This window comes from Ruegeria sp. BH8, assembly GCF_056538065.1.
The window spans coordinates 139,655-159,316 of record NZ_JBQFSP010000004.1 but is presented as its reverse complement, the minus strand read 5'-3'; the positions used below and the strand labels follow the sequence as shown (position 1 = coordinate 159,316).

Here is a 19,662-nt window from a genome sequence, read left to right as displayed (position 1 = left end):
ATTTCTCCAAGATCATCAGTTTGCTATTCACGATAGCTGCTTTTCAAAGAACAAGTCAGGATAAGGATCATCGTTGAACCTGTCTATCTCGGCCCAGCCCATAGCTCGATACAAGCCGACAGCTTCGAACAAAGTGCTGTTGGTGTCCAATCGGAGCGTTTTGATTCCTAAATCTCGCGCTGCGCCTTCGGTCGAGGTCATCAGTTTGCGCGCCAATCCTAAGCCTCGCGCGGCAGGAGCAATCCACATCCGTTTTATCTCGGCAATTGAGCCACCGTTTCCTTTCACACCGACACAGCCGACAGGCATGTCCCCAAGCCGCGCTACAACAAAAGTTCCATAGGGATGCTTCATCTGTGAAAGCTCAGGATCACCCGATTTCTTGAGATCAAATTCAAGGTTGAGTCTCTGGCTTAGTTCTGCGGCAAAAGCGTTTAGACATTTCGTGGCAATGTCGGACGCATAATCCACTTCTTCAAAGACAATGTTCTCCCGTGATAGCGCCACAGTGACAATATCCATAGCATCGAGCAATCGCCGTGCATCCTTGTGTCGCTCTAAAATGGTCGCGGCTCGTTCGTTGGAGAGGCGTTCGTAGATATCGAATTCTTCTTCGCCCGCTTTCGTAAGTTTTGTGATGCGGCTGCGCCGATCTTCTGGGTTTGGAGTTGTCACGATCAACCCTTCGGCTTCAAGGCCGCGAAGCAAGCGGCTGAGAAGGCCCGTATCGAGCTTCAGGAAGGCACGGAGGTCTGAAACGTTTTCGTATCCAAGCCCTATTGCATTCAGAGCGCGCGCCGCACCAAGCGGTCGCCCACGGTTTAGAAAGGAATCTTCGAGCGCACCGACCTCAACAGCTACGGAACGACCGAAATTTCGAATACGGGATATTTGATCAATCTGCATTTAGCTGACTTTAGTCAGATAAATTGATCACTCAAGCGCTTTCTGATGATTTCTCAAGAGCTGACATTTGGTGCTGGAAATTTGGGAGTTCGACCGGGGTTCTGTTGGGTCAATGCTGCGACGGAAAAGTCAAACATCACCGACGTTCCCGGGACCCCTAAAGTCAGGGTTGGGATCAATGTCGCCGCGACGTCAGCATTATTGGCAGATTCCGCCGCCGCGATACCTTCCCCTATACTCACCAGACCTCAACCCAATCGAACAAAAAAGGGCAAAGGTAAAAGCCTTAAGACGGAAAACAGGACAATCACCAGAACAACTCTTCAAGCACAAAATTTGAATCAATTTATGTAGGGTTAGCTATATCGGCGCGGGTTTTTGAGGCTCGGGCAGCGGCGCAGCGCAATTGAAAGGCTTCCTCAAAAGGGTTTACCTTACCAAATCGATCCGTGCGGAAAGGGTCGATATCAAAAGCGGGTTGTTGCCCTAAGATCAAATCGCTGATCGCGTCGCCTATTCCGGCGGAAAGCGTGATGCCGTGACCGCAAGCGCCCGCCGCGGCATAAAGGCCAGAGATCTCTGGAACAGGTCCAAGCAGCATTTTTCCATCCGGTGTATATGAAGATAGTCCGGCCATGTAATGGGAAAATTCGGCATGTTCGATTGCTGGGAAGAATTGCGCAAGGCCCTGATAGGCATCTGCAAGGACATCCCAATGCTCTTCGCCTTTTGTGGGCGAAAATGTGGCGGGGTCGTCTGGCAGCGCGCGAGCGTCAAATGTTGCGGAACGGGTTTCTTGCACGCCAAGGACCAATCCCCCAACTTCGGGGCGTGTATAGGCGCCAATATCGGCAAGGATCGTTATCGGGTGTTCTAGGCCATAGATATCCGAGGGTTCGGTCATCCAATAATGGCTGCGTACCGGGGCCATGGGCAAGGGAAAACCCGCGTGTTGCGAAAATACGGCCGCCCAAGCGCCACAGGCATCAATAACGGTGCGACAGGCAATCCTATCGGTATCGGTCAAGACACCCACAACCCTTCCTTTGTCGCGCAGAACATCTTTCACATTGGTGCGCGGCCGGATCACGACCCCACGCGCTCGCGCGGCCCGAATATAGAACATCGTCAGAAGATAAGGATCAATATAGCCATCGGTAGGCATAAAGGCCGCCTTTAGGATGGTATCGGTATTCAACCACGGCACCATTTCGCCAATTTCGGCAATGCTGGGCCATTGCACCGGAATATCCCATTTCAGCGCATCCCTGGCCGTGGTCTGCAACTCCGCCACACGCGCTTGTGACACGGCAATACGCAACGAGCCGACCTGATGAAAATCCGCGTTTTCGCCCAGCTCGTCTTCAAGTTTACGTATGGTTTCAATGGTTTGCTTTGCCATTGGTGTATTTGCCGGCTTGGTTGATGCTTGCAAAAGCAATCCTGCCGCCCGGCTTGATGCTGCGCTTGCAAGCTCATTGCGCTCTAGCAACAGGATTTTTCCAGCGCCTTTGCAGGCCAAGTGATAGGCGATTGACGCGCCAATCACACCGCCGCCAACAATGATATGATCAAAAACGTCCATTAGAACCTCGAAAGGGGAGAGAATAGGTCTGTGCGGGGATGAAGCAGCGGTGCAAGAAGGCGTTCGGGCGCGCCGGTCATAGCACCTGAACCCTGGCTTGTGACAGCGCATCACGCATTTTTGCACTTGGCAGAGCATTGGATATAAGAATGTCGATTTCCGCCAAGGCACATACCGGATAGGCGGCACGCCGCCCGAGCTTTGACGCATCGGCCAATATGACGGTTCGTTTTGCCTTGCGTGTCATCGCCCGTGCAATTTCGGCTTCGTCAAAACTAAAATCGCAAACCCCACTTTTTGGACAGATGGTTCCGGCCGTGATGATCGCGTAATCGGCGTTGAAACGGTTGATTTCCGTGACCGTCGCGCTGCCAATGGTTTCGCTATTATCGCCTTCAACCCAGCCTCCAAGCATGAAAACCTTGGGCCCGTCAGGTTTTGCGGCCAGAAGCCCGGCAATCTTCAGGGAATTCGTGACGATTTTTAACGAGTTTTTCCTGACCAACGCTTCGGCGGCAATAAGTGTTGTCGAGCCCGTGTCCAAAAAGACCATCTGATCGCCCTGCAACCATGCGGAAAGCTTATCGGCGATGGCCCGCTTTTCCGCCAAATTGGCCTTCATGCGCGCGTAGAACGGGCCTTCATCATTCTGGGGGACTTGTTTTGCGCCCCCATGGATTTTCAAAAGCTTTCCGGCATCTTCCAGCACCGATAGATCGCGGCGTATAGTCTCGGGCGAGGCACCGAGCTCATGGGCCAATGTCTCTACGCTGACCTCTCCCAATGTGGCCACCATGGCGGATATGTGTTTCCGCCGCTCGGTTGCGCGTGCGGTCAAATTCCTGTCCGAACAGATATCAAAAACACGCTCGCCCCCTTCTGCAAAACGGTAGTAAGTTGACCGAATACGTGTTATTGACTCGAAATATACCGAAAAATATGACCGAAACAAGTAATTTCTGGGTTCACCGCAACGGTAGTGCGAATGCTTAAGCGTGAAGAAATGCCCGAGGACTGTTTTGATATTGCCATCATAGGGGCGGGCATTATCGGGGCGGCGATTGCCCGTGGCTTGGCTTTGGAAGGGGCGCGCGTGGCTGTCCTTGAAAAAGCTATGGACCCTTTGGACGGGGCCTCGAAGGGCAATAGCGCCATTTTGCATACGGGTTTTGACGCGCCGGTTGGATCGCTCGAACAGAAATGTGTTGCCCGGGGGCGCGAGATTTATCTGACGATACGTGAAGATCTTGGCCTTCCCCTGCATGAAACCGGCGCGATGGTTTTGGCCTGGAGCGATCAAGAGGCCGAAAAATTATCTGGTCTTTTGCAACAAGCCCATGAAAACGGTGTCGATGATGCAGCATGGATCGATCGCAACGATATTTTGGCGCGCGAACCGGCCTTATCCGATCGGGTCATCGCCGGGTTCGAGGTACCTGGCGAGCATATAATAGACCCTTGGACAACCCCTTATGCTTATCTGACGCAAGCCTTGGCCCATGGTGCATCATTTATTCCAGGCGCCGAAATCATGTCGGCAAGGCGCGACAATGACATATGGTCGCTGAATACCTTGCGCGGGTGCATCAAGGCGAAAGCGGTGGTGAATGCCGCCGGTTTATATGGCGATATCGTCGAAGAAAGGCTTTTGGGCACGGCGACGTTCAAGATCAAACCCCGCAAAGGCCAGTTTGTCATTTTCGACAAGGCTGCCGCGCGTCATTTGCGCTCGATCATTCTTCCGGTGCCGAATGACCGGACCAAGGGGGTTGTTCTGTGCCGCACGATTTTTGGCAATATCCTTGTGGGGCCAACAGCCGAAGAACAAGACAGCCGCGAGGATGCCTCGGTCGAACGAGAGACGCTTCTTAGCTTGCGGGCGCAGGCGATTGATATCCTGCCAGCTTTGGCCGATAGCGAAGTGACAAGTGTCTATGCGGGCATCCGTCCCGCGACGGAACGTAAGGAATATCGTATCATCGCGCGGCCTGATATGGGCTATGTCAATATTGGCGGCATCCGCTCGACCGGTCTGAGTGCGGCACTGGGGCTGGCGGAACATATTATCAAAACCCATGGTGACGCTTTGGGCGCACAACATTTTGCAAACCCACCGGTTTCTATGCCTGAAAAAATCGCCTTGCAACATTTGTCCGATTATCATCAGCGGGATTGGCAACGGCCCGGTAATGGCGGGATCATTTGCCATTGCGAAAAAGTAACCCATCGCGATATCCAAAACGCCCTTGCTGGCCCTTTGGCCCCTCGCAGCTTTGCCGGATTGAAGCGCCGGACCCGTGTATGCATGGGAACTTGCCAAGGCTTCTATTGCATGGCCGCAGTTGCGGCGGCCACAGGTGATGTGCTTGATGTTCCTATATGCGTAGAAGGCCAAAATCCCCATGACCGTTGAGCGTAAAGAGCTGTGTGATGTTGCAATCGTGGGGGGCGGCCCCGCCGGTTTGACACTGGCGGCTGAATTGCGGCATCTTGGTGTCGAGCGGGTGATCGTCCTTGAACGCGAGGCCGAGGCCGGGGGTATTCCCCGCCATTGTGGCCATTATCCGTTCGGGATCACCGAATATAACCGCCTTCTGAAGGGCCCTGATTATGCGCGGTGCAAAGTCGAAGATGCCGAACGTAAAGGGGTCGATCTGCGCACCGGCACAACCGTGACCGCGCTTCACCCGGGCGGCACGCTCGAGCTAAGCAGCCATGCAGGAACCGCAACGATCACAGCGCGGCGCGTTGTTCTGTGTACGGGCGCGCGTGAAGCAAGCCGCCCTCAGCGGTTCATTTCAGGAAGCCGCCCCCAAGGGGTTATCACCACCGGCGCGCTTCAGGCTTTCAGCTATATTGAAGGTCTTGTCCCCTTCAAAAAACCCGCGATTCTGGGGACCGAGCTTGTGTCTTTTTCTGCATTGCTGACCTGCCGACATGCGGGCATTCAGCCCGTCGCGATGATCGAGGAAAACCCGCGAATCACAGCGCGGGCATTCAGCCGCCTTTTGCCTGCTGTCTTGGGTGTTCCCATTCTGTCCCAGACCAAATTGACGCGGATTTTGGGCAAAAACCGTGTCGAGGGCATAGAAATCGAGCGCGCCGATGGCCGTAAAAAGGTTTTGGATGCCGATGGTGTCATTTGCACAGGCCGGTTCCGCCCCGAAGCAAGCTTGATGCGCAATGGCCATCTTGCGATTGACCCGAAAACGGGCGGGCCCTTGATCGATCAATTCATGACGACCTCTGATCCCAGCTATTTATGTGCGGGCAATCTGCTTAGACCCATTGAAACCCATGGATGGTGCGCTGAAGAGGGACGGCAAGCCGCGCGGATTATTGTTCAGGCGCTTGGGCAACCGGACAGGGCCGAGCCCCGGCGCCAAACGCCAATTCGGATCACGAGCCCGGCAATACGCTATGTTCTGCCTCAGCACCTGTCCACAGCTTGTCTCGGGGCGCATATGCCCAATCTACAACTTCGCCTGAACCGCCCCGCGCGTGGGCGGCTTGTGATTTCGGCGGATGGCAAAACCATCTGGTCGCGATCCATAAATTCCGTGCCCGAGCGCCGGATTCTCGTGCCGATTGCCCCCCTTCTGGCGCATGGCGCGACCACAAGCATCACTATCGGGCTGGAGGAACAGGATTGAGAATAGGCGCGATTGATCAGGGCACTACAAGCACCCGCATTCTGGTTCACGACAGCACAGGAAAAACCCATATTGCCAAGGCGATTGGGCATCGTCAGATATTGCCAAAACCTGGCTGGGTTGAACATGATCCGGAAGAGTTGATCCGGAATATTCAAGCTTGTCTTGACGCGGCCGGGCCACTGGACGCGGTCGGGATCGACAATCAGGGGGAAAGCTGCCTTGCTTGGGATGCCATCACCAAAGAGGCCCTAAGCCCCGTCATTGTCTGGCAGGATGAACGGACGAATGATGTGGTGGCCCGGCTGAAGGCCGACGGCGCCCAAGACCTTACACTTTCCAGATCCGGATTGCCGCTTGATAGTTATTTCTCGGCAAGCAAACTGGGCTGGATCCTTGAAAACGAACCAAAGGCGCAAAAGGCCCATAGGCGTGGTAGCTTGCGGTTGGGAACGAGTGATGCATTTTTCGTTGATCGTCTGGCCGGGCGTTGCATCACCGATGTTTCGACGGCCTCCCGCACCGCATTGATGAATCTTGAGACCTGCGATTGGGATCCGGATCTTTGCGCGCTTTTTGGCGTCCCGATCGATACTTTGCCCAAGATTGTTTCGAATACCGGTGATTTTGGACAGATCCAAGGCAGCGAAACCACGACCCCTCTGACCGCGTTGATCGTGGATCAACAGGCGGCGCTTTACGGCGCTGGCTGTCGCCTGCCGGGCAAAGGAAAAGTGACTTTTGGCACCGGTGCTTTTGCGCTGATGTTAACCGGCGACACAATCTGTCGGGAACACAGCAAAGGCCTATTGCCGACCATTGCCTGGCGCAAACAAGGGCAAGCGGTAAATTATGCCGTTGATGGCGGCGTCTTTGCGGCTGGAGCCGCCGTTAATTGGGCCCGCGGATTGGGATTGTTCAACCAATTCGACGAAATCAACGCCTTCGATAAACCAAGTGCCATTTCCCGTGGCCTTGCCTTTGTTCCGGCACTTGCCGGGCTTGGCTGCCCCCATTGGAACAGGCGTGCACGTGGAACATGGCTTGGGCTTGGGCTTGACGATGGGCCCAAGGATTTGATGCAAGCCTTGCTGGAAGGAATCGCCTTTCGCGCCGCTGAGGTGATGCGCGCAATGACAGAAACCACGGCTGCCCGCAGCATGTTTTCAATCGATGGGGGTTTGACGGCCAATCCCTATTTTTGTCACGTTTTGGTAAATGCATTCCAGCAATCCCTGCGCCTTCAGAAGAATGCCGAAGTGACCGCGCTGGGCACCGCATGTCTTGCCGGTGAGGTCATCGGCATACAAAACGTCCCGGCGCAACTAAACCGCCAAATCAACCCCGACAGAACTCAAAACCACCAAAATACCTTCGCCAAAGCGATTGCCCTCGCGCAGGAATGGGGAAGGGAGTGATTTGGCAAAGAACGTATTTCAACTTCATGCTAGGTGTTCAGTCCCGGCATCTGGTGGATCGGATTTAGAATGAAACGAACTGGTTTTGATGTCCAGATTTTGCAGATGCATTCGTAGGGAGTGAGACCGCTCAGAGTTTTGAGCCGACGCGCGAAGTTGTAGGCTTGCAGGAAGTCGCTGAGATGGCTGCGCAGTTGGTCGTGGCTATCGTAGTGATACCGCTTTACGGTCGCGTCTTTGATGGTGCGGTTCATGCGCTCCACCTGTCCATTGGTCCAAGGATGGTTCGGTTTGGTCAGACGATGTTCGATGTCGTTGGCCTCGCAAATTAGGTCAAAACGCATCTTGCGGAATGTGACGCTGTCGCGGTTCCGGGGCTGCTCTGCGAACTGGATGCCATTGTCTGTCAGGATCGTGTGAATTTTGTACGGCACGGCTTCAAGAAGGTGCTCCAGAAACTCCCAGGCTGTCTGGCGATTGGCCTTTTCGAAAAGCTGCGCGACTGCGAACTTGCTGGTCCGGTCAATGGCTACAAAGAGATAGAGCTTGCCCTCCTCGGTTCTGACTTCAGCGATATCGATGTGGAAATAGCCGATGGGATATCTCTTGAACTTCTGCCGTTTGGGCTTGTCTCCACTCATGTCTGGAAGGCGTGATATCCCGTGACGTTGCAAACAGCGATGCAGAGAAGACCGTGTGAGGTGTGGAATTGACGACTGCAAAGCATGGAGACAGTCATCCAGAGGCAACAGAGTATGCCGCCGGAACGTAACAACCATGGCTTCCTCTTCTTCGCTGAGAACGGTCGAGCGTGGTTCCTTCGGCCCGGTCTTCTGATCCTCAACCGTTTTGCGCTTCCGCCATTTGGCTACGGTCTTGGGATTGATCCCCAGTTCCCGGCTCAGCTCCGTGATCGAAGCTTGCGATCGCTGTATGTGAGCTCTGATGGCGTGCGTGGTCGAGGCGCTGCCATGACGAATTTGTCCCATAGTGCTTCCTTCCATTCAAACGAAAGGATCACACCATCAAACCGTGGGATCAAACACCTAGTTGTCAAGCTGACAGCTGCGCTGTCCAAAGTTTTGCCGGAGCCATGATGTCATGTGTCGAACAAGCACTTCCATGCGCGGCATCCGAGACAACCACTGTTTTTAGCAAGCGAGACCGTAAAAATCATCGCAATCATGCCCGTATGGGCGAATTCTACACCTGGCTTAAGGAAACTGAAGAGGACCCGGCGACAGCAGTCCTCAGGGCTTGTGTGCAGGATTTTGTGCGTGAAAACTATCCGCTGCAGACCGGCGCAAAAGTTCTGGGTACGGAAATCTCAGCGCCCAAACTCATCACGCTTGAACGCGCGCGGGAGCTACATGGGGTCGGCGAGGTTCGGGTGCGAGGTATTCTCGCCCATCTTCGCGGTATAAATGCGAGCGACCTGTCATACATGAAAGATGTCAGCCATGAGGATCTGGCTGCCGTGCTCGACTTCTGGTCTGGGTTGCAGAATACCAAATCCACCGCGGTCCAGCTGAATATCCATCCGGTCCATGTTAAGGCACTGATCCGGCATAATGTTCTGGAAGCCTATCGTTTTGGAACGTCTCTGCGCTATGTTTCATCGTCCTCGGTACAGACCTTGCTGACTAGGCTTGAAGGCCTGCGCATTGCCTCTCGGGCACGTCATAGGTTGCCCCTCTCGGAGTACAGCCGACAGAGCAGGGTGGCCCTGGCTCGCGTTGTCGCCGATTGGGCAGCAGGCCGACTGACCGGCGTTTGGAGAGATCCGGACGTAGAGGGGTTGGCTGGAATTCTTATAGACTGCGCTGAGATCTTGGAAAAATCGGAGCGCGTGTTTTCTGGTGATCTGTCGCTTCTGGATGCAGCGGCGCGCTTGAGAATTAGTATCGGGTCAATCCGGCTCTTGCGGGATTGTGGATACCTTAAGCAGGTAAAGCTGCGAAACCCGGACACGCAGCATTATCGTTGCTACATCACTGAAGAGAGTATTCAGGCTTTTGAAAAACACTATGTAACGCTGGGCCAAATGGCAGAGCAGTTTGAGATCGCCGCGATCCATTTAGCTCCGGCACTGGATCGCAGAGAAGTTGAGACAATCCCCTGCGAGGCTGGGTTTGTTCGTGCCTACCCGAACGAGACACGAGACGTGGTTCGGGAACTGGCGACCAGAGTAACGAGTTAATCTGACTTGATGGTCTCAAAGGATATTTGAACCAGTGTGCGTGGCGGAGTTGGCAAGGTGCTCTGCCACGCATGCTCAACAATAATAGTGGGGTTTGGGACATGATAATACCGCCTCCGATGGCCATAGTTCCGCGGTTGCTTGCCTAGTTCCTGTTGACAAAAACTGTGTTGTACCTTCCCAGATGGCTGTCTTGACACTGCGAGAAACACGATGACCCGTCCAACTTTCACCTCTAGCGTTTCGCCTGAGATCGAGCAGGTCATCCAATCCAAGCTTATCGCTTTAGAAGCGGATCATGATGTCCGAGTGCTGTTCGCCATTGAAAGCGGTAGCCGTGCATGGGGTTTCCCGTCTCCCGATAGCGATTACGATGTACGCTTCATCTATGTACATCGGCCAGACTGGTATCTGAGTATTGAGCCCGGTCGCGATGTCATCGAACTGCCCCTTGAGGGCGATTGGGACATAAACGGGTGGGATATTCGCAAAGCGCTTGGTTTGTTGATCAAACCTAACCCAGTGATGTTGGAATGGTTATCCAGTCCCATCAGGTACAGATGGAATGATGCGATATGTGAACGGCTGATTGCCTTCGCAGCCAAGACGACCTTCGGCGAATCCTGTCTGCACCACTATCGCAACCTGGCACAGAAACAGTGGGACAAGCATGTTGGTGAGAGCCAGAATGTGAGCTTCAAAACGTATTTCTACATCCTGAGACCCGCTTTGGCGATCTCGTGGATCAGGCAGATACCCAATACGCGACCACCGATGAACCTGCATGATCTCATTAAAGATCAGAACCTGTCATCTGACCTATTGGGGCATATTGACAGACTTTTGGTTTTAAAAAGCAAAACCAAGGAAATGGGCCGTGGATCACGCATAGCGATCATTGACGATTTCATACACGATCAAATGGCGTGGGCATCCGATGTGAAAAAGAACGAAGATCGCCTCGACCTCATGGCCGAGGGTAATAGCTTGCTGAGGCACATCGTTAAGGAATTTGCCGAGGTTTGAAATGCCAATATCGAAGGCATGTGACAGCAGATCGGGCGTTCAACGAGAGACCGGTGCATATAACACCCGAACTACGATGTGCAGGGGCTTTCTGCTATTGTATTTTTTCCAAGAAATCAAAACCGGACCCAAGTGCAGCGTGCGGTGAAGATTCCAAAGGAGCCCAAAGTGGCAGATGCCGCATGATGCATCGATGACTACAAATACCGCTGAGCGGGAGCCGACGCCTTTTATTGCGCATCTCTTGCTTCGACCTTTTCGTCAACCGCTCTAAGCATGTTCCGCAGACTTGCGGTTAGGTCTAAAAGCCACTCGCTCGAAATTTCCAGTTCTTTGCCAGTTTCGCGGTCTTTGCCATTCCGGTGGACGCAATCATGACGTTGCTTGATGGCTGTTTCCACCTTTTTCAGTTCAACTTCGTCGGGAAGTATGTCGATCCCGAGTCCGATCTGAAAGAGCTTAGTCACTTTCGATATGTCATGAAAAGAAACTGCACGCAGATACCCGACCAATTGCTCCTTCGCAAAGTCTGCTTTGCCAGCCGCGTCCGACAAAAGAAATTTGGTCGCGCCGATTCCTATTCTTTTTGATTTTAGCAATTTTTCTTGCACTTCTAAGCTGGCAGAGGCTGAAGGTATAAGTGTGTCCGCGAAGAAGACTTCCATTGCGGTAATACTTTGAGCAAGCAGCATTCTTCTCAACATGTGGGACTGTTGTTCATCCACCTCTGACGTGCAGAGCTCTTCGACGTTGTCTAATGTTTGGCAAAGCGTGCGGAAAACCTCTCTGTGTGGGCGCTCCTGCTGTTCAAGCCATTCGTAGTAGTCGTGATCGTAATCATCGTAGTCGTTGAAGTATCCCTGCACGGGTACCGCCTTAACTGATACCTCAGGGTATCCGTCCAATTCGATTTCGCAGGCGTCCCAATCAGTTTTGACCCAAGCATCGTAGTGAGTGCCGCACACAGCACACCGAATTGAGATAGGGAAGTGATGTTGATCTCCATTGTCATAGACAACTGGAAGCTCAGTGTGGCCATCGACGGCTTCCTTGCAGTGTGGACACTGGAAATCTACGTCGACCGCTTCCCATTGGGCTTCCTCCATCTCCATCATCATGTGTTTGACTATGCCCATGACTGTCCTCTCGTAGATCGAAGCCCTGAGTTGAGCTGTCGACTATGAAATACGCGAACCAGCCATTCATACAATCACTTTCAAAGCCTGCTTTGTCCCGCGAGGCTGCCTTATGTACTCGTTCCACTGAAGGGCCACTACTCAACCAGAGATCGCTTCACATAAAACCGCTTCAAGGATGTTCGCGGTTTGTTATGGAGAAGCGTTTCAGCCGAAGGTTGCGAAGTCTGCCAGGAAAAGGTTTCAAACACTGTACATTTCACTGGTTGCCAAATCGGTCGGATTTTCCCGATTTCGATCTTTGGTCGCGCGTTACGGCTTTAGCAGTTATGTTAGAAGGTGCGGCGAAGACCGATCAAGTCGTCCATGGCGTCAATTCGCATTAGGGTATCTCAGTTTCCATTGCGGCCATTGAACTCTGGAGGTGACAGTTGGAGCTAGATGTTAGGGGCTATAAGGCCCTCGAAACTATATACGACACAGCGGTTAATCCTGGGCGCTGGCGCAGAGCTTTAGATGCAACGACCTCTGTCGTTGGCGCGAAGGCCATAGCCTTAGTGATCAGGGGCCAAAAGGCCGGAGCAAAAGACTTGACGATGATGTCGAGTGTTTATCTGGATTTTTCCCGCACACCAGCAGGGTGGTACTACGGGGCTTGGCTCTCTCGACTGCAAAATCAGGATTGGGATTTTCTTCGAACTCAGCCTGCTCATCAACCGGTACCAGACCTGGCAACCGGACTTGCAGCCGAAGTCTTGGACGCCCGCAAGGATTATGCATTTTTGAAAAGGCGGACAGGTGTTGCCCGCCGAATTGGAATACGTCTCAACACTGATCCAGTCTGGTTTGATGCAATGAGTCTTGGCTTCGACCAACAGGACTCCAAGGTACCTCGGTCAGCATGTGAGAGATCTCTTGCATTGCTTCCACATCTGACGAAGGCTCTGGAGATAGGACGCGTATTTACCTTCTTGAAGGCGAGATACAAAGCAACTCTCACAGCGTTGGATCATGTGCAGGCCGGAATTGCGATAGCGCTGCCGGATGGGCAGGTGATTGTCAAAAACGCAGAAGCAAAAAAGATCTTGAAAGCACAAGATGGAATAACACTGGCCCGTGACGGAAGAATTGTAACCTCTGATCCGGATGTGACTTCGAAAATCAAAGCGCACATATTTGACATCGGATCCACAGCGCAGGGGCAAGCCAATCGTCATGAATCGCTTTTGTCAGTTTCGCGACCATCTGGCCTGACGCCTTATCTTTTAGACATTGCCCCGCTGAGTGATAGCAATGCAGAGCTTGAGAACAACCTGGATGGAGCCCTGATCACCATAGTCGATCCAGAGCGAGTTCCGTATCTAAGACTGGAGCGGTTCACGGCCCTATATGGATTAACTCCAGCGGAAACCGAGGTTTGCCGATGGATTGCAGAAGGCGCAAGCGTCGCTGAGATTGCTGAGCATCGAAACACTAGTCCGACAACGGCAAAGAACCAAGTTTCTGCGGTGCTTGCAAAAACAGGTGTGAACAGCAGGCACGAACTGATACGTTTAATTCTTCGTGTATTGCCTCCGGTAGCCTAACATCGCGTATGTGTGGTGTTTTGATTTTGAACGGAAACATCTGCACTAGGATGTTTAGGGAATGAAGCGATCGCCTCCGCAATTTGATGGTAGGGGATTCAAGGCGATCCAGCTTTTTCACATTTCAAAATTAGTTGTCGTGTCATGATCTGTTTGGATCATGATCGCTGCGTTTGTTCCCATTAAGCTGCTCGACAACTGGCATTTTTAGCTCGCAACCAAGTGCTTTTAAGAGACGATTTTGACCTTGCCTCCAACGGCTAAATTTTATTGGAAAAGGAGATTCTTATGACGAACTTCGCTTCGATCACCAATCCGGCAACCGCAGTCACGTCTATTCAGCAAGCGCTGAAGGCTCTGGGATACAATCCTGGTCCGATCGATGGTGATTTTGGTCGACGGACCCGTGCGGCAGCTGAACTTTGGCTTGAAAACGATGGTGAACCGGCCGAGATGCAAAAAGTCGCCGCAGCCGTCAGTACAGGCGGGATGATTTATCAGGGTAGTGCTCGTCATACCGTGGATGAAATCATTGTCCATTGCACAGCTACCCGCCCAGAATGGTATGCGGGACGATCTGTCGAAGAAAAGGCTGCTGAAATCCGCAGATGGCACGTGTCAGATCGCGGTTGGAAAGATATCGGCTATCATTACATGATTGATCGCGATGGCGGCATCGCGAAAGGACGTGCTGAAACCGTTGTGGGCGCGCATGTGGCGGGCCACAACGCCGGTACGATTGGTATCTCTTTGGTTGGCGGTTTCGGCTCATCTGAAAACGATGCCTTTACCGACAATTTTACGGACGCCCAAGATGTCGCATTGCGCAATCTGATCTCGGATATTCAGGGGCGGACGCTGATCAAGAGAGTTAGCGGTCATAACGACTACGCAGCCAAAGCATGCCCGGGCTTTAAGGTTGACCGGTGGCTCTAAGGGCTGCGAACCACCCGCTTTTCGCTTTTTTTGAATAGCTAGGGTGGTTCAATAGCGGACGCTTCGATGTTCAGAAATGATCCCTGAAACTCAGGAGATCGACTGAGCGCCGCTGACGTAAAACTGAAATTCAACGTTGGACTGCATCGCCGCTATATCCGCAGGCACAGCCCTGTCGGGCGAGGTTGTTCGGCAAGGCAAACGATACTTTTCTTCAATAAATTAGGCGCTTGAGAAAGTTTGGCGCCATTCAGAAACAGTTATTTAGAGGTATCACATGGCTCAGATGTCAACAAACCTGCCTGCGCGAAAGGTTGTCTTCGGCTCTGTCGGGGCGGCAGTTGCGACGGTCTTTATCTATGTAGTCGAAGAGTTCTTCCTGGGTGCTAAGTTGCCCGGCGCGGTGTCGGCTGCGCTGATCACAATTATCGTGTTTCTGGTCGGGTACTTTGTGCCCCCAAGTGCCAACGATGGCATCATCACCGATGACCAAGGGGTGAATGCCCATGGCACGTAATCGGATCAGTCAGTTTGGCGACGTCTCGCTGCTTTATGACCGGGATCCGGTAGCTAACTACGGCAAGTGCGGTTTTCGCGCGCATCCTCATGTCGATACGGTCTTTGCGCTTCAAACGGACATCGCATTCGGCGAAATGTTCCAGGTGCTCGAGGCGATGGATCTTGGGCAGGTCACGGCTATCCTGTTTGGCGGCGTCGATGGAACTGGAATTGGATACAGTCTTCACCACAAGGGCCGAGCGTTCGATCTGGACGGCCTGGTGTTCGATAACGGCTTCATCTGGGTGGCCGATACCTTGGCTACGCAACCGCATCAATATCTGGCGATCGAAGGTGTGCTGCGCCAGAATTTTGGAACAGTGCTAACTTCTGGCTACGACTCCGCCCATCGCGATCATATCCATTTTGATAATGGCGAGCCGGTTGGTTTTCAGCGGCATTCCAAAAGCCGAGTGCTTTACCTGCAAAACGCCCTGAAATTCCTGTTTGACCAGATGCTTACCATCGATGGGGTAAGGGGGCCAGAAACGCAATCGATCGAGCGCGAAGTGCGCAAAGAGCTTGGGCTGGGTGGCCTGTCGATCCGGTCGAACTGGGTCGGGTTTATCGAGGCCAGTATCGACATCGCGACGGACCGGGCTCGGGAGTTGAACCAAGGAGGGCTGATTGCATGACCTACTTTTCGAAGACAGCTTTGATTGTTGCCGGGATTGGCCTTGCCCTCAGTGGATGCACTTATTTTGAACCGGCCTTTCCCAACCAGGTCACAAAATCCGCAGCAGATGGTTTGCAGAGTGTCTCGTCGCTGGTGGCATCTGCGCAGCTGGGCGATTTCAAGGGGCCTGGCTCCTATAACGGTGCCGCCACGCGCTATGCCGATGCGCTTGCGCAGTTGGAGGTCACCCGAAGCTGGGTTAAAAACCGGGCAGAAAGTAACGATGGCAGGCCGGCCACCAAAGCGGCCAAGCTGCTGGCATCAGACCTGACGGATTGCGTCGACGGCGTCACTGAAATGGCTCAGCAGCATCGGACTGTTGGGCTCGGCCAGTCTCAAGCCTACACCCTGGTACAGGTGACCTGTGCCATCCCTATCAACAACATTTTGCAGTGAGGTTGTCATGGCATTTGATTACGAAAACTTCAAACCCAGCTCTGTAGATGATTTGCTAAATGGTTTAGGTGCCGCGATTTCTTCCGAAGCCCAAACCTGGTTCGCCGAGAGTAAAGAGCAGGCGAGCGGCTATCTGAAAAGCATCTCAGAAGCCGTAATTCAAACGCAGATCGATTTTGCCGCAAATCGGATCAGCAAGCAGAATGCTGAATTCCTGATGCGGTCACATAAGCGCGCTATGAAAGTGTATCTGAATGGTCTGAAATACGAGACTTTCGAGTTTCGGCAGACCATCCTCGATACAGCCGTCCGTGCCCTTGGGTACGCCGTGCGAAACCTGACGGGTCTGAACATAGCGCCTCAGCTTGTGCGGTGAGGATATGTCATGACAAAGAGAGCAAAAAACTCGCCCGACGGCCGCTGTGTGGCCGTCGACAAAGGACAGCGTTGTCCCAAAGATGCGGTCGGTGACGGTGACGGGCTGCTGTGCAAAGAGCATCTGGCCAACTTGAGCAAAGAAAAGACCGCTGTGTTAACCAGCTTGAAATCTGGTGAAATCACGAAACTCTTGGGCCTCGCCGCAAAGGCTTCTGCCAAGCAACCCTCACGTCTGGCCGATATGGTGTTTTCAACTCCTGGGCTGCTTGTGGTTACAGGAACGACTATTGGGGTGCTTCTTGAACGTGTCTGGCGCCATGAACTGGGCATCGTTTTGCCCATTGGCGACAACAGTTCGACATTCGAGCGGTTTGTGTCCGCTGAATTTTTGGTCTTAGTTATTGTTTTTGCTTTACTTTACCTATTCGTCGCACTCGTCCTTTGGGTGGTTTTCCGCGTTGGCGGGGTCATGATCTCTCCGAAAATTGCAACGGTGCTCAAGGGCGAATGGCTTCAATTGGCAGGTTTGATGTTGAAGCACCGTATCAAGTTTCTTGCCGGTCAAATTCGTTGGTGGCTCGGGCTTGGCAGGAATTTGGAACATACAGCGAAGGCGCGCATTCAACGCGACTTTGAGCGCGGTAAACAAGCAGAAATCGCTCAGAGAAGCCGAATGCGGGATAGCTACGATGCCACTCGTAAAATGTGGATCGAGAGAACCGATAGTTTAGTTGGTTTTTGGGTTGGGGCGCTTCTGAACAACAAACATAAGGGGATCAGTTCGGTATTGGTCAGGTGTGGAGTGATCGCAATTCTGGCAGTTAGCCTGACATTTAAGACCAAGGCTATTGCTGGGAAAGTGAACGAACAAATTGAAACCGCTTCGAAGAATTGTAAAAAGATCTCCGTCGGAGGATTCATTCTGAATGGCGCAGAGAAACTGGGACTACCACTCACCGCTCGAATACCATGCGGCAGGATTGTCATGTCGGTTCCCCCTGCTTTGGAAAACGCTAGGATCGTGGACGCCGGTTTGTCCGCTGGGCGAACAGGTTCGGTGATATCCAAACCCGTTTTCCATCTCGGTAAATATGGCGGATGGGCGGCGCTTGCTCCGGTTGGTCAACGCGGTCAGCTCGTATTCCTCAATGCCTCTACGATAAAACAGTTCCAACTCGATGATGGCAATACCAGGCTGTCGTTTCCGGCTGAGTACGCTCAAAAAGCGTATAAATTGGCAACTTCGGCAATAGCGCTTGTTTCGAATGTGAAGAAATTGCTGCCGGACCCGCCAACTGTTGTCGAAGTTCAAATTGCGCGTCTGGCACAAGAGGTGAAGCTGCTGAGGGAACGGCCGCCTGTTGTGGTGCTGCAACCTGCAACCGTAAGCGAAACCCAGAAACACCTGACAGTCAAATTTGTTGCTGAGTTGACTGATGGAACCGCCCTGGAAGACACTTTGGAGGATCTTGGCGGCGCGGCAAACTCGTTGGCTGTTGCTGCCGAGGCGTTAGCGGGATCAGACGATAAAGATCCGTTACGTCCTTTGCAGGTCTATTTGGGTCAACTCTCTGACCAATTGGGATCGGACGCTCTGAATGCGTGTCGCCCCGAGGCTGAAAATGAAATGCCTACAGCAATTTATTTTAACGAGGGAATGGTCGATCCGATTGACAACCAAAAGGTCATGGATTTTGCTGAAAGGATGGAGAGGCATGATCCCAGTAAGGGGCGGCTGATTGTAAAGTTGAAAGGACGCGCGAGTACCTCCGGCTTGCCTGAGAATAATAGGAAACTTGCTGACAGGCGTGCTGATCGGATCAAGCAATTGCTGGTGGAGTACATGTTCGGCCTGTCATCGTCAGAAGCCAGCGCCATAGGGAACCGCAAACTGGAAGACGACAGGATCACCATCCTGACCTATGAGCAAGGCGAGGCTATAGATCCGGTGGCGTCACAGCAATTCGAATCTGCCAGACGGGTCGAGGTCGAGTATTGCCTCATACCGGCAATGCCCCCCGCCAACACTGATTCCGCTCAATTGGCAAATAAATAGCGGTAGATGTCGATGGAAGGCCTTTGAGTCGCAAATGGCAATATCTGTGCGGGTATGAAATTTTGAATGATTCGAAATCAAAGGCTTAGTTGTTGGTTAATGGCAATACTATGTGTCGCCTGACATTCCCTAAAAGGCGACATTAGTTCTGCACCAGCGACAGGACCTTGCCATTTTCGCCTCACTTCCTTCAGCCAGCACTTAGACCGATTTCATTGATCCTGACTTCCTATTGGGAAAATCAGGACTGATTTGCAGATAAGGCGCCGAAAGCGCCTGTTCCTGCTGATCTGCCACATGGCGACGCGGATGGGGGCGAGGCAATGCTATTCGACAATAGTGGTGCGGCCCGCAGGCACAGCCGAGGACACGGTTTTGTCTAATAGGTTGCCCGAGGGGGAAGGCAGCGTCTTACCCCTGATGGGCAGGGGCGTTTGGCTTGCCCAAATCCCACTGGCCCACAAGGGGACAGTAACGCGCGTCATGACGGTACAAGGATTGCACAGATGCTTGCCTTTGGAGCGGATGGCATGATCGAAAACAGCAGGTCAAAGGTGTCAAGGAATTTGATTTGTCCCTGTCTGGACAGCAACATGATGCGACGGCGGCTAAAGCCGATGGATTGATTTTCGAGGAAAACTGCGCGGCGTGTCGCGGCGGTGACGGCCGCGGGGGTATGAAATCGGCGCGCCAGATTTGGGTGATGAAAGTTGGATCTTTGGGGGCGTCCGGGATGACATCTATCACAGCATCTATTTTGGCCAGCTACATCGGGTTCAAGACATGGCACCTGTCCATGGTATTCGAGGTCTGGGAAAAACCACGCGGGCGTTTGCTGAACGCATGTCCTCGCATCCGAATTTGGAAATGGGTCTGCTGAACCGTCCGGGCCTGTGTGCTTGGGATGGCGGAGTTCCCATTTTTGAAGACGGTGTATTGATCGGTACTATGGGTGTGTCCGGCGCAGCTGGTCCTGATGATATTCAGTGCGTTCTGGCTGGTTTGGCGGCTATTGGTCTGGGCGATTGAATCGAGTTTTACCGCCACGGCATGCGGGGCTGTTTGCAGCGCAATGGGCCGCGGTTGTGCGTCAATCAAAAGGCGTTTGCCCTGGGCGACATCATTCAAGAAGTGGATATTTGTGCACTGCGC

18 protein-coding genes and 1 pseudogene are annotated in these 19,662 nt (G+C 52.9%); 13 read left to right on the top strand and 6 right to left on the bottom strand.

The annotated features are described in order from the left end of the window. Positions 1 to 27: 27 nt before the first annotated feature. The 4 genes and pseudogenes from ACR0AD_RS10735 to ACR0AD_RS10720 all read right to left on the bottom strand — a co-directional run bounded on the left by ACR0AD_RS10735 (position 28) and on the right by ACR0AD_RS10720 (position 3,329). Entirely contained in the window at positions 28 to 906 is an 879-nt protein-coding gene (locus ACR0AD_RS10735) for a GNAT family N-acetyltransferase (RefSeq protein WP_480487291.1), read from the bottom strand. A gap of 137 nt (positions 907 to 1,043) precedes the next feature. Next, positions 1,044 to 1,136 (bottom strand): annotated as a pseudogene (locus ACR0AD_RS10730) (tripartite tricarboxylate transporter permease); the annotation flags it as partial. Positions 1,137 to 1,252: 116 nt separating this feature from the next. Then, on the bottom strand, positions 1,253 to 2,491 hold the full coding sequence (locus ACR0AD_RS10725; protein WP_480484924.1) for an NAD(P)/FAD-dependent oxidoreductase: 1,239 nt from the start codon (positions 2,489 to 2,491) through the stop codon (positions 1,253 to 1,255). 76 nt (positions 2,492 to 2,567) lie between these two features. Continuing rightward, a complete protein-coding gene (locus ACR0AD_RS10720; RefSeq protein WP_480487289.1) occupies positions 2,568 to 3,329 on the bottom strand; it encodes a DeoR/GlpR family DNA-binding transcription regulator in 762 nt (253 codons plus the stop codon). A 147-nt stretch (positions 3,330 to 3,476) separates the two neighbouring features. On the opposite strand from ACR0AD_RS10720, the gene ACR0AD_RS10715 reads away from it, so the two are divergent. The 3 genes from ACR0AD_RS10715 to ACR0AD_RS10705 are packed head-to-tail and all read left to right on the top strand — an operon-like array spanning position 3,477 to position 7,562. After that, on the top strand, positions 3,477 to 4,904 hold the full coding sequence (locus ACR0AD_RS10715; protein WP_480487288.1) for an FAD-dependent oxidoreductase: 1,428 nt from the start codon (positions 3,477 to 3,479) through the stop codon (positions 4,902 to 4,904). After that, on the top strand, positions 4,894 to 6,144 hold the full coding sequence (locus tag ACR0AD_RS10710; RefSeq protein ID WP_480484921.1) for an NAD(P)/FAD-dependent oxidoreductase: 1,251 nt from the start codon (positions 4,894 to 4,896) through the stop codon (positions 6,142 to 6,144). The genes ACR0AD_RS10715 and ACR0AD_RS10710 overlap by 11 nt, the downstream gene beginning before the upstream one ends. Then, positions 6,141 to 7,562 carry an FGGY family carbohydrate kinase gene (locus ACR0AD_RS10705; protein ID WP_480484920.1) on the top strand — a complete coding sequence of 474 codons (1,422 nt, stop codon included), beginning with the start codon at positions 6,141 to 6,143 and terminating at the stop codon, positions 7,560 to 7,562. The genes ACR0AD_RS10710 and ACR0AD_RS10705 overlap by 4 nt, the downstream gene beginning before the upstream one ends. Before the next feature lie 29 nt (positions 7,563 to 7,591). On the opposite strand, the gene ACR0AD_RS10700 is transcribed toward ACR0AD_RS10705, so the two are convergent. Next, positions 7,592 to 8,551 carry an IS481 family transposase gene (locus tag ACR0AD_RS10700; RefSeq protein ID WP_480484919.1) on the bottom strand — a complete coding sequence of 320 codons (960 nt, stop codon included), beginning with the start codon at positions 8,549 to 8,551 and terminating at the stop codon, positions 7,592 to 7,594. A 104-nt stretch (positions 8,552 to 8,655) separates the two neighbouring features. Between ACR0AD_RS10700 and ACR0AD_RS10695 the strand changes: the two genes are divergently transcribed. Then, entirely contained in the window at positions 8,656 to 9,762 is a 1,107-nt protein-coding gene (locus ACR0AD_RS10695; RefSeq protein ID WP_480487286.1) for a hypothetical protein, read from the top strand. Between the two features lie 213 nt (positions 9,763 to 9,975). Then, the gene (locus ACR0AD_RS10690; RefSeq protein ID WP_480487284.1) at positions 9,976 to 10,788 is read left to right on the top strand and encodes a nucleotidyltransferase domain-containing protein; all 813 of its coding nucleotides are present in this window, start codon (positions 9,976 to 9,978) and stop codon (positions 10,786 to 10,788) included. 230 nt (positions 10,789 to 11,018) lie between these two features. On the opposite strand, the gene ACR0AD_RS10685 is transcribed toward ACR0AD_RS10690, so the two are convergent. Further along, positions 11,019 to 11,924, bottom strand: a complete 906-nt coding sequence (locus ACR0AD_RS10685; protein WP_480487282.1) for a hypothetical protein — start codon at positions 11,922 to 11,924, stop codon at positions 11,019 to 11,021. 596 nt (positions 11,925 to 12,520) lie between these two features. Between ACR0AD_RS10685 and ACR0AD_RS10680 the strand changes: the two genes are divergently transcribed. The 8 genes from ACR0AD_RS10680 (at position 12,521) to ACR0AD_RS10645 (ending at position 19,539) form a co-directional block, all read left to right on the top strand. Then, positions 12,521 to 13,510, top strand: coding sequence for a helix-turn-helix transcriptional regulator (locus ACR0AD_RS10680; RefSeq protein WP_480487337.1), 990 nt, complete (start codon positions 12,521 to 12,523; stop codon positions 13,508 to 13,510). Between the two features lie 288 nt (positions 13,511 to 13,798). Then, the gene (locus ACR0AD_RS10675) at positions 13,799 to 14,446 is read left to right on the top strand and encodes an N-acetylmuramoyl-L-alanine amidase (RefSeq protein WP_480487280.1); all 648 of its coding nucleotides are present in this window, start codon (positions 13,799 to 13,801) and stop codon (positions 14,444 to 14,446) included. A 277-nt stretch (positions 14,447 to 14,723) separates the two neighbouring features. Then, positions 14,724 to 14,963 carry a hypothetical protein gene (locus tag ACR0AD_RS10670; protein ID WP_480487279.1) on the top strand — a complete coding sequence of 80 codons (240 nt, stop codon included), beginning with the start codon at positions 14,724 to 14,726 and terminating at the stop codon, positions 14,961 to 14,963. After that, positions 14,953 to 15,639: an extensin family protein gene (locus ACR0AD_RS10665; RefSeq protein WP_480487277.1), complete on the top strand. Its 687-nt coding sequence runs from the start codon at positions 14,953 to 14,955 to the stop codon at positions 15,637 to 15,639. Before ACR0AD_RS10670 ends, ACR0AD_RS10665 begins: the two co-directional genes overlap by 11 nt. Beyond that, positions 15,636 to 16,076 carry a hypothetical protein gene (locus ACR0AD_RS10660; protein ID WP_480487275.1) on the top strand — a complete coding sequence of 147 codons (441 nt, stop codon included), beginning with the start codon at positions 15,636 to 15,638 and terminating at the stop codon, positions 16,074 to 16,076. Before ACR0AD_RS10665 ends, ACR0AD_RS10660 begins: the two co-directional genes overlap by 4 nt. 7 nt (positions 16,077 to 16,083) lie before the next feature. Next, a complete protein-coding gene (locus ACR0AD_RS10655; protein ID WP_480487274.1) occupies positions 16,084 to 16,452 on the top strand; it encodes a hypothetical protein in 369 nt (122 codons plus the stop codon). Positions 16,453 to 16,461: 9 nt separating this feature from the next. Further along, a complete protein-coding gene (locus tag ACR0AD_RS10650) occupies positions 16,462 to 18,510 on the top strand; it encodes an OmpA family protein (protein WP_480487272.1) in 2,049 nt (682 codons plus the stop codon). 696 nt (positions 18,511 to 19,206) lie between these two features. Further along, complete coding sequence (locus ACR0AD_RS10645; protein WP_480487270.1) at positions 19,207 to 19,539, top strand: GlcG/HbpS family heme-binding protein; 333 nt, start codon at positions 19,207 to 19,209, stop codon at positions 19,537 to 19,539. Positions 19,540 to 19,662: the final 123 nt, after the last annotated feature.

Bases quoted from the DNA above. Each gene is read 5' to 3' on its own strand.
- ACR0AD_RS10735 (WP_480487291.1), bottom strand. From the start codon at position 906: ATGCAGATTGATCAAATATCCCGTATTCGAAATTTCGGTCGTTCCGTA.
- ACR0AD_RS10725 (WP_480484924.1), bottom strand. From the start codon at position 2,491: ATGGACGTTTTTGATCATATCATTGTTGGCGGCGGTGTGATTGGCGCG.
- ACR0AD_RS10715 (WP_480487288.1), top strand. From the start codon at position 3,477: ATGCTTAAGCGTGAAGAAATGCCCGAGGACTGTTTTGATATTGCCATC.
- ACR0AD_RS10710 (WP_480484921.1), top strand. From the start codon at position 4,894: ATGACCGTTGAGCGTAAAGAGCTGTGTGATGTTGCAATCGTGGGGGGC.
- ACR0AD_RS10700 (WP_480484919.1), bottom strand. From the start codon at position 8,551: ATGGGACAAATTCGTCATGGCAGCGCCTCGACCACGCACGCCATCAGA.
- ACR0AD_RS10695 (WP_480487286.1), top strand. From the start codon at position 8,656: ATGATGTCATGTGTCGAACAAGCACTTCCATGCGCGGCATCCGAGACA.
- ACR0AD_RS10690 (WP_480487284.1), top strand. From the start codon at position 9,976: ATGACCCGTCCAACTTTCACCTCTAGCGTTTCGCCTGAGATCGAGCAG.
- ACR0AD_RS10685 (WP_480487282.1), bottom strand. From the start codon at position 11,924: ATGGGCATAGTCAAACACATGATGATGGAGATGGAGGAAGCCCAATGG.
- ACR0AD_RS10680 (WP_480487337.1), top strand. From the start codon at position 12,521: ATGATGTCGAGTGTTTATCTGGATTTTTCCCGCACACCAGCAGGGTGG.
- ACR0AD_RS10675 (WP_480487280.1), top strand. From the start codon at position 13,799: ATGACGAACTTCGCTTCGATCACCAATCCGGCAACCGCAGTCACGTCT.
- ACR0AD_RS10670 (WP_480487279.1), top strand. From the start codon at position 14,724: ATGGCTCAGATGTCAACAAACCTGCCTGCGCGAAAGGTTGTCTTCGGC.
- ACR0AD_RS10665 (WP_480487277.1), top strand. From the start codon at position 14,953: ATGGCACGTAATCGGATCAGTCAGTTTGGCGACGTCTCGCTGCTTTAT.
- ACR0AD_RS10660 (WP_480487275.1), top strand. From the start codon at position 15,636: ATGACCTACTTTTCGAAGACAGCTTTGATTGTTGCCGGGATTGGCCTT.
- ACR0AD_RS10655 (WP_480487274.1), top strand. From the start codon at position 16,084: ATGGCATTTGATTACGAAAACTTCAAACCCAGCTCTGTAGATGATTTG.
- ACR0AD_RS10650 (WP_480487272.1), top strand. From the start codon at position 16,462: ATGACAAAGAGAGCAAAAAACTCGCCCGACGGCCGCTGTGTGGCCGTC.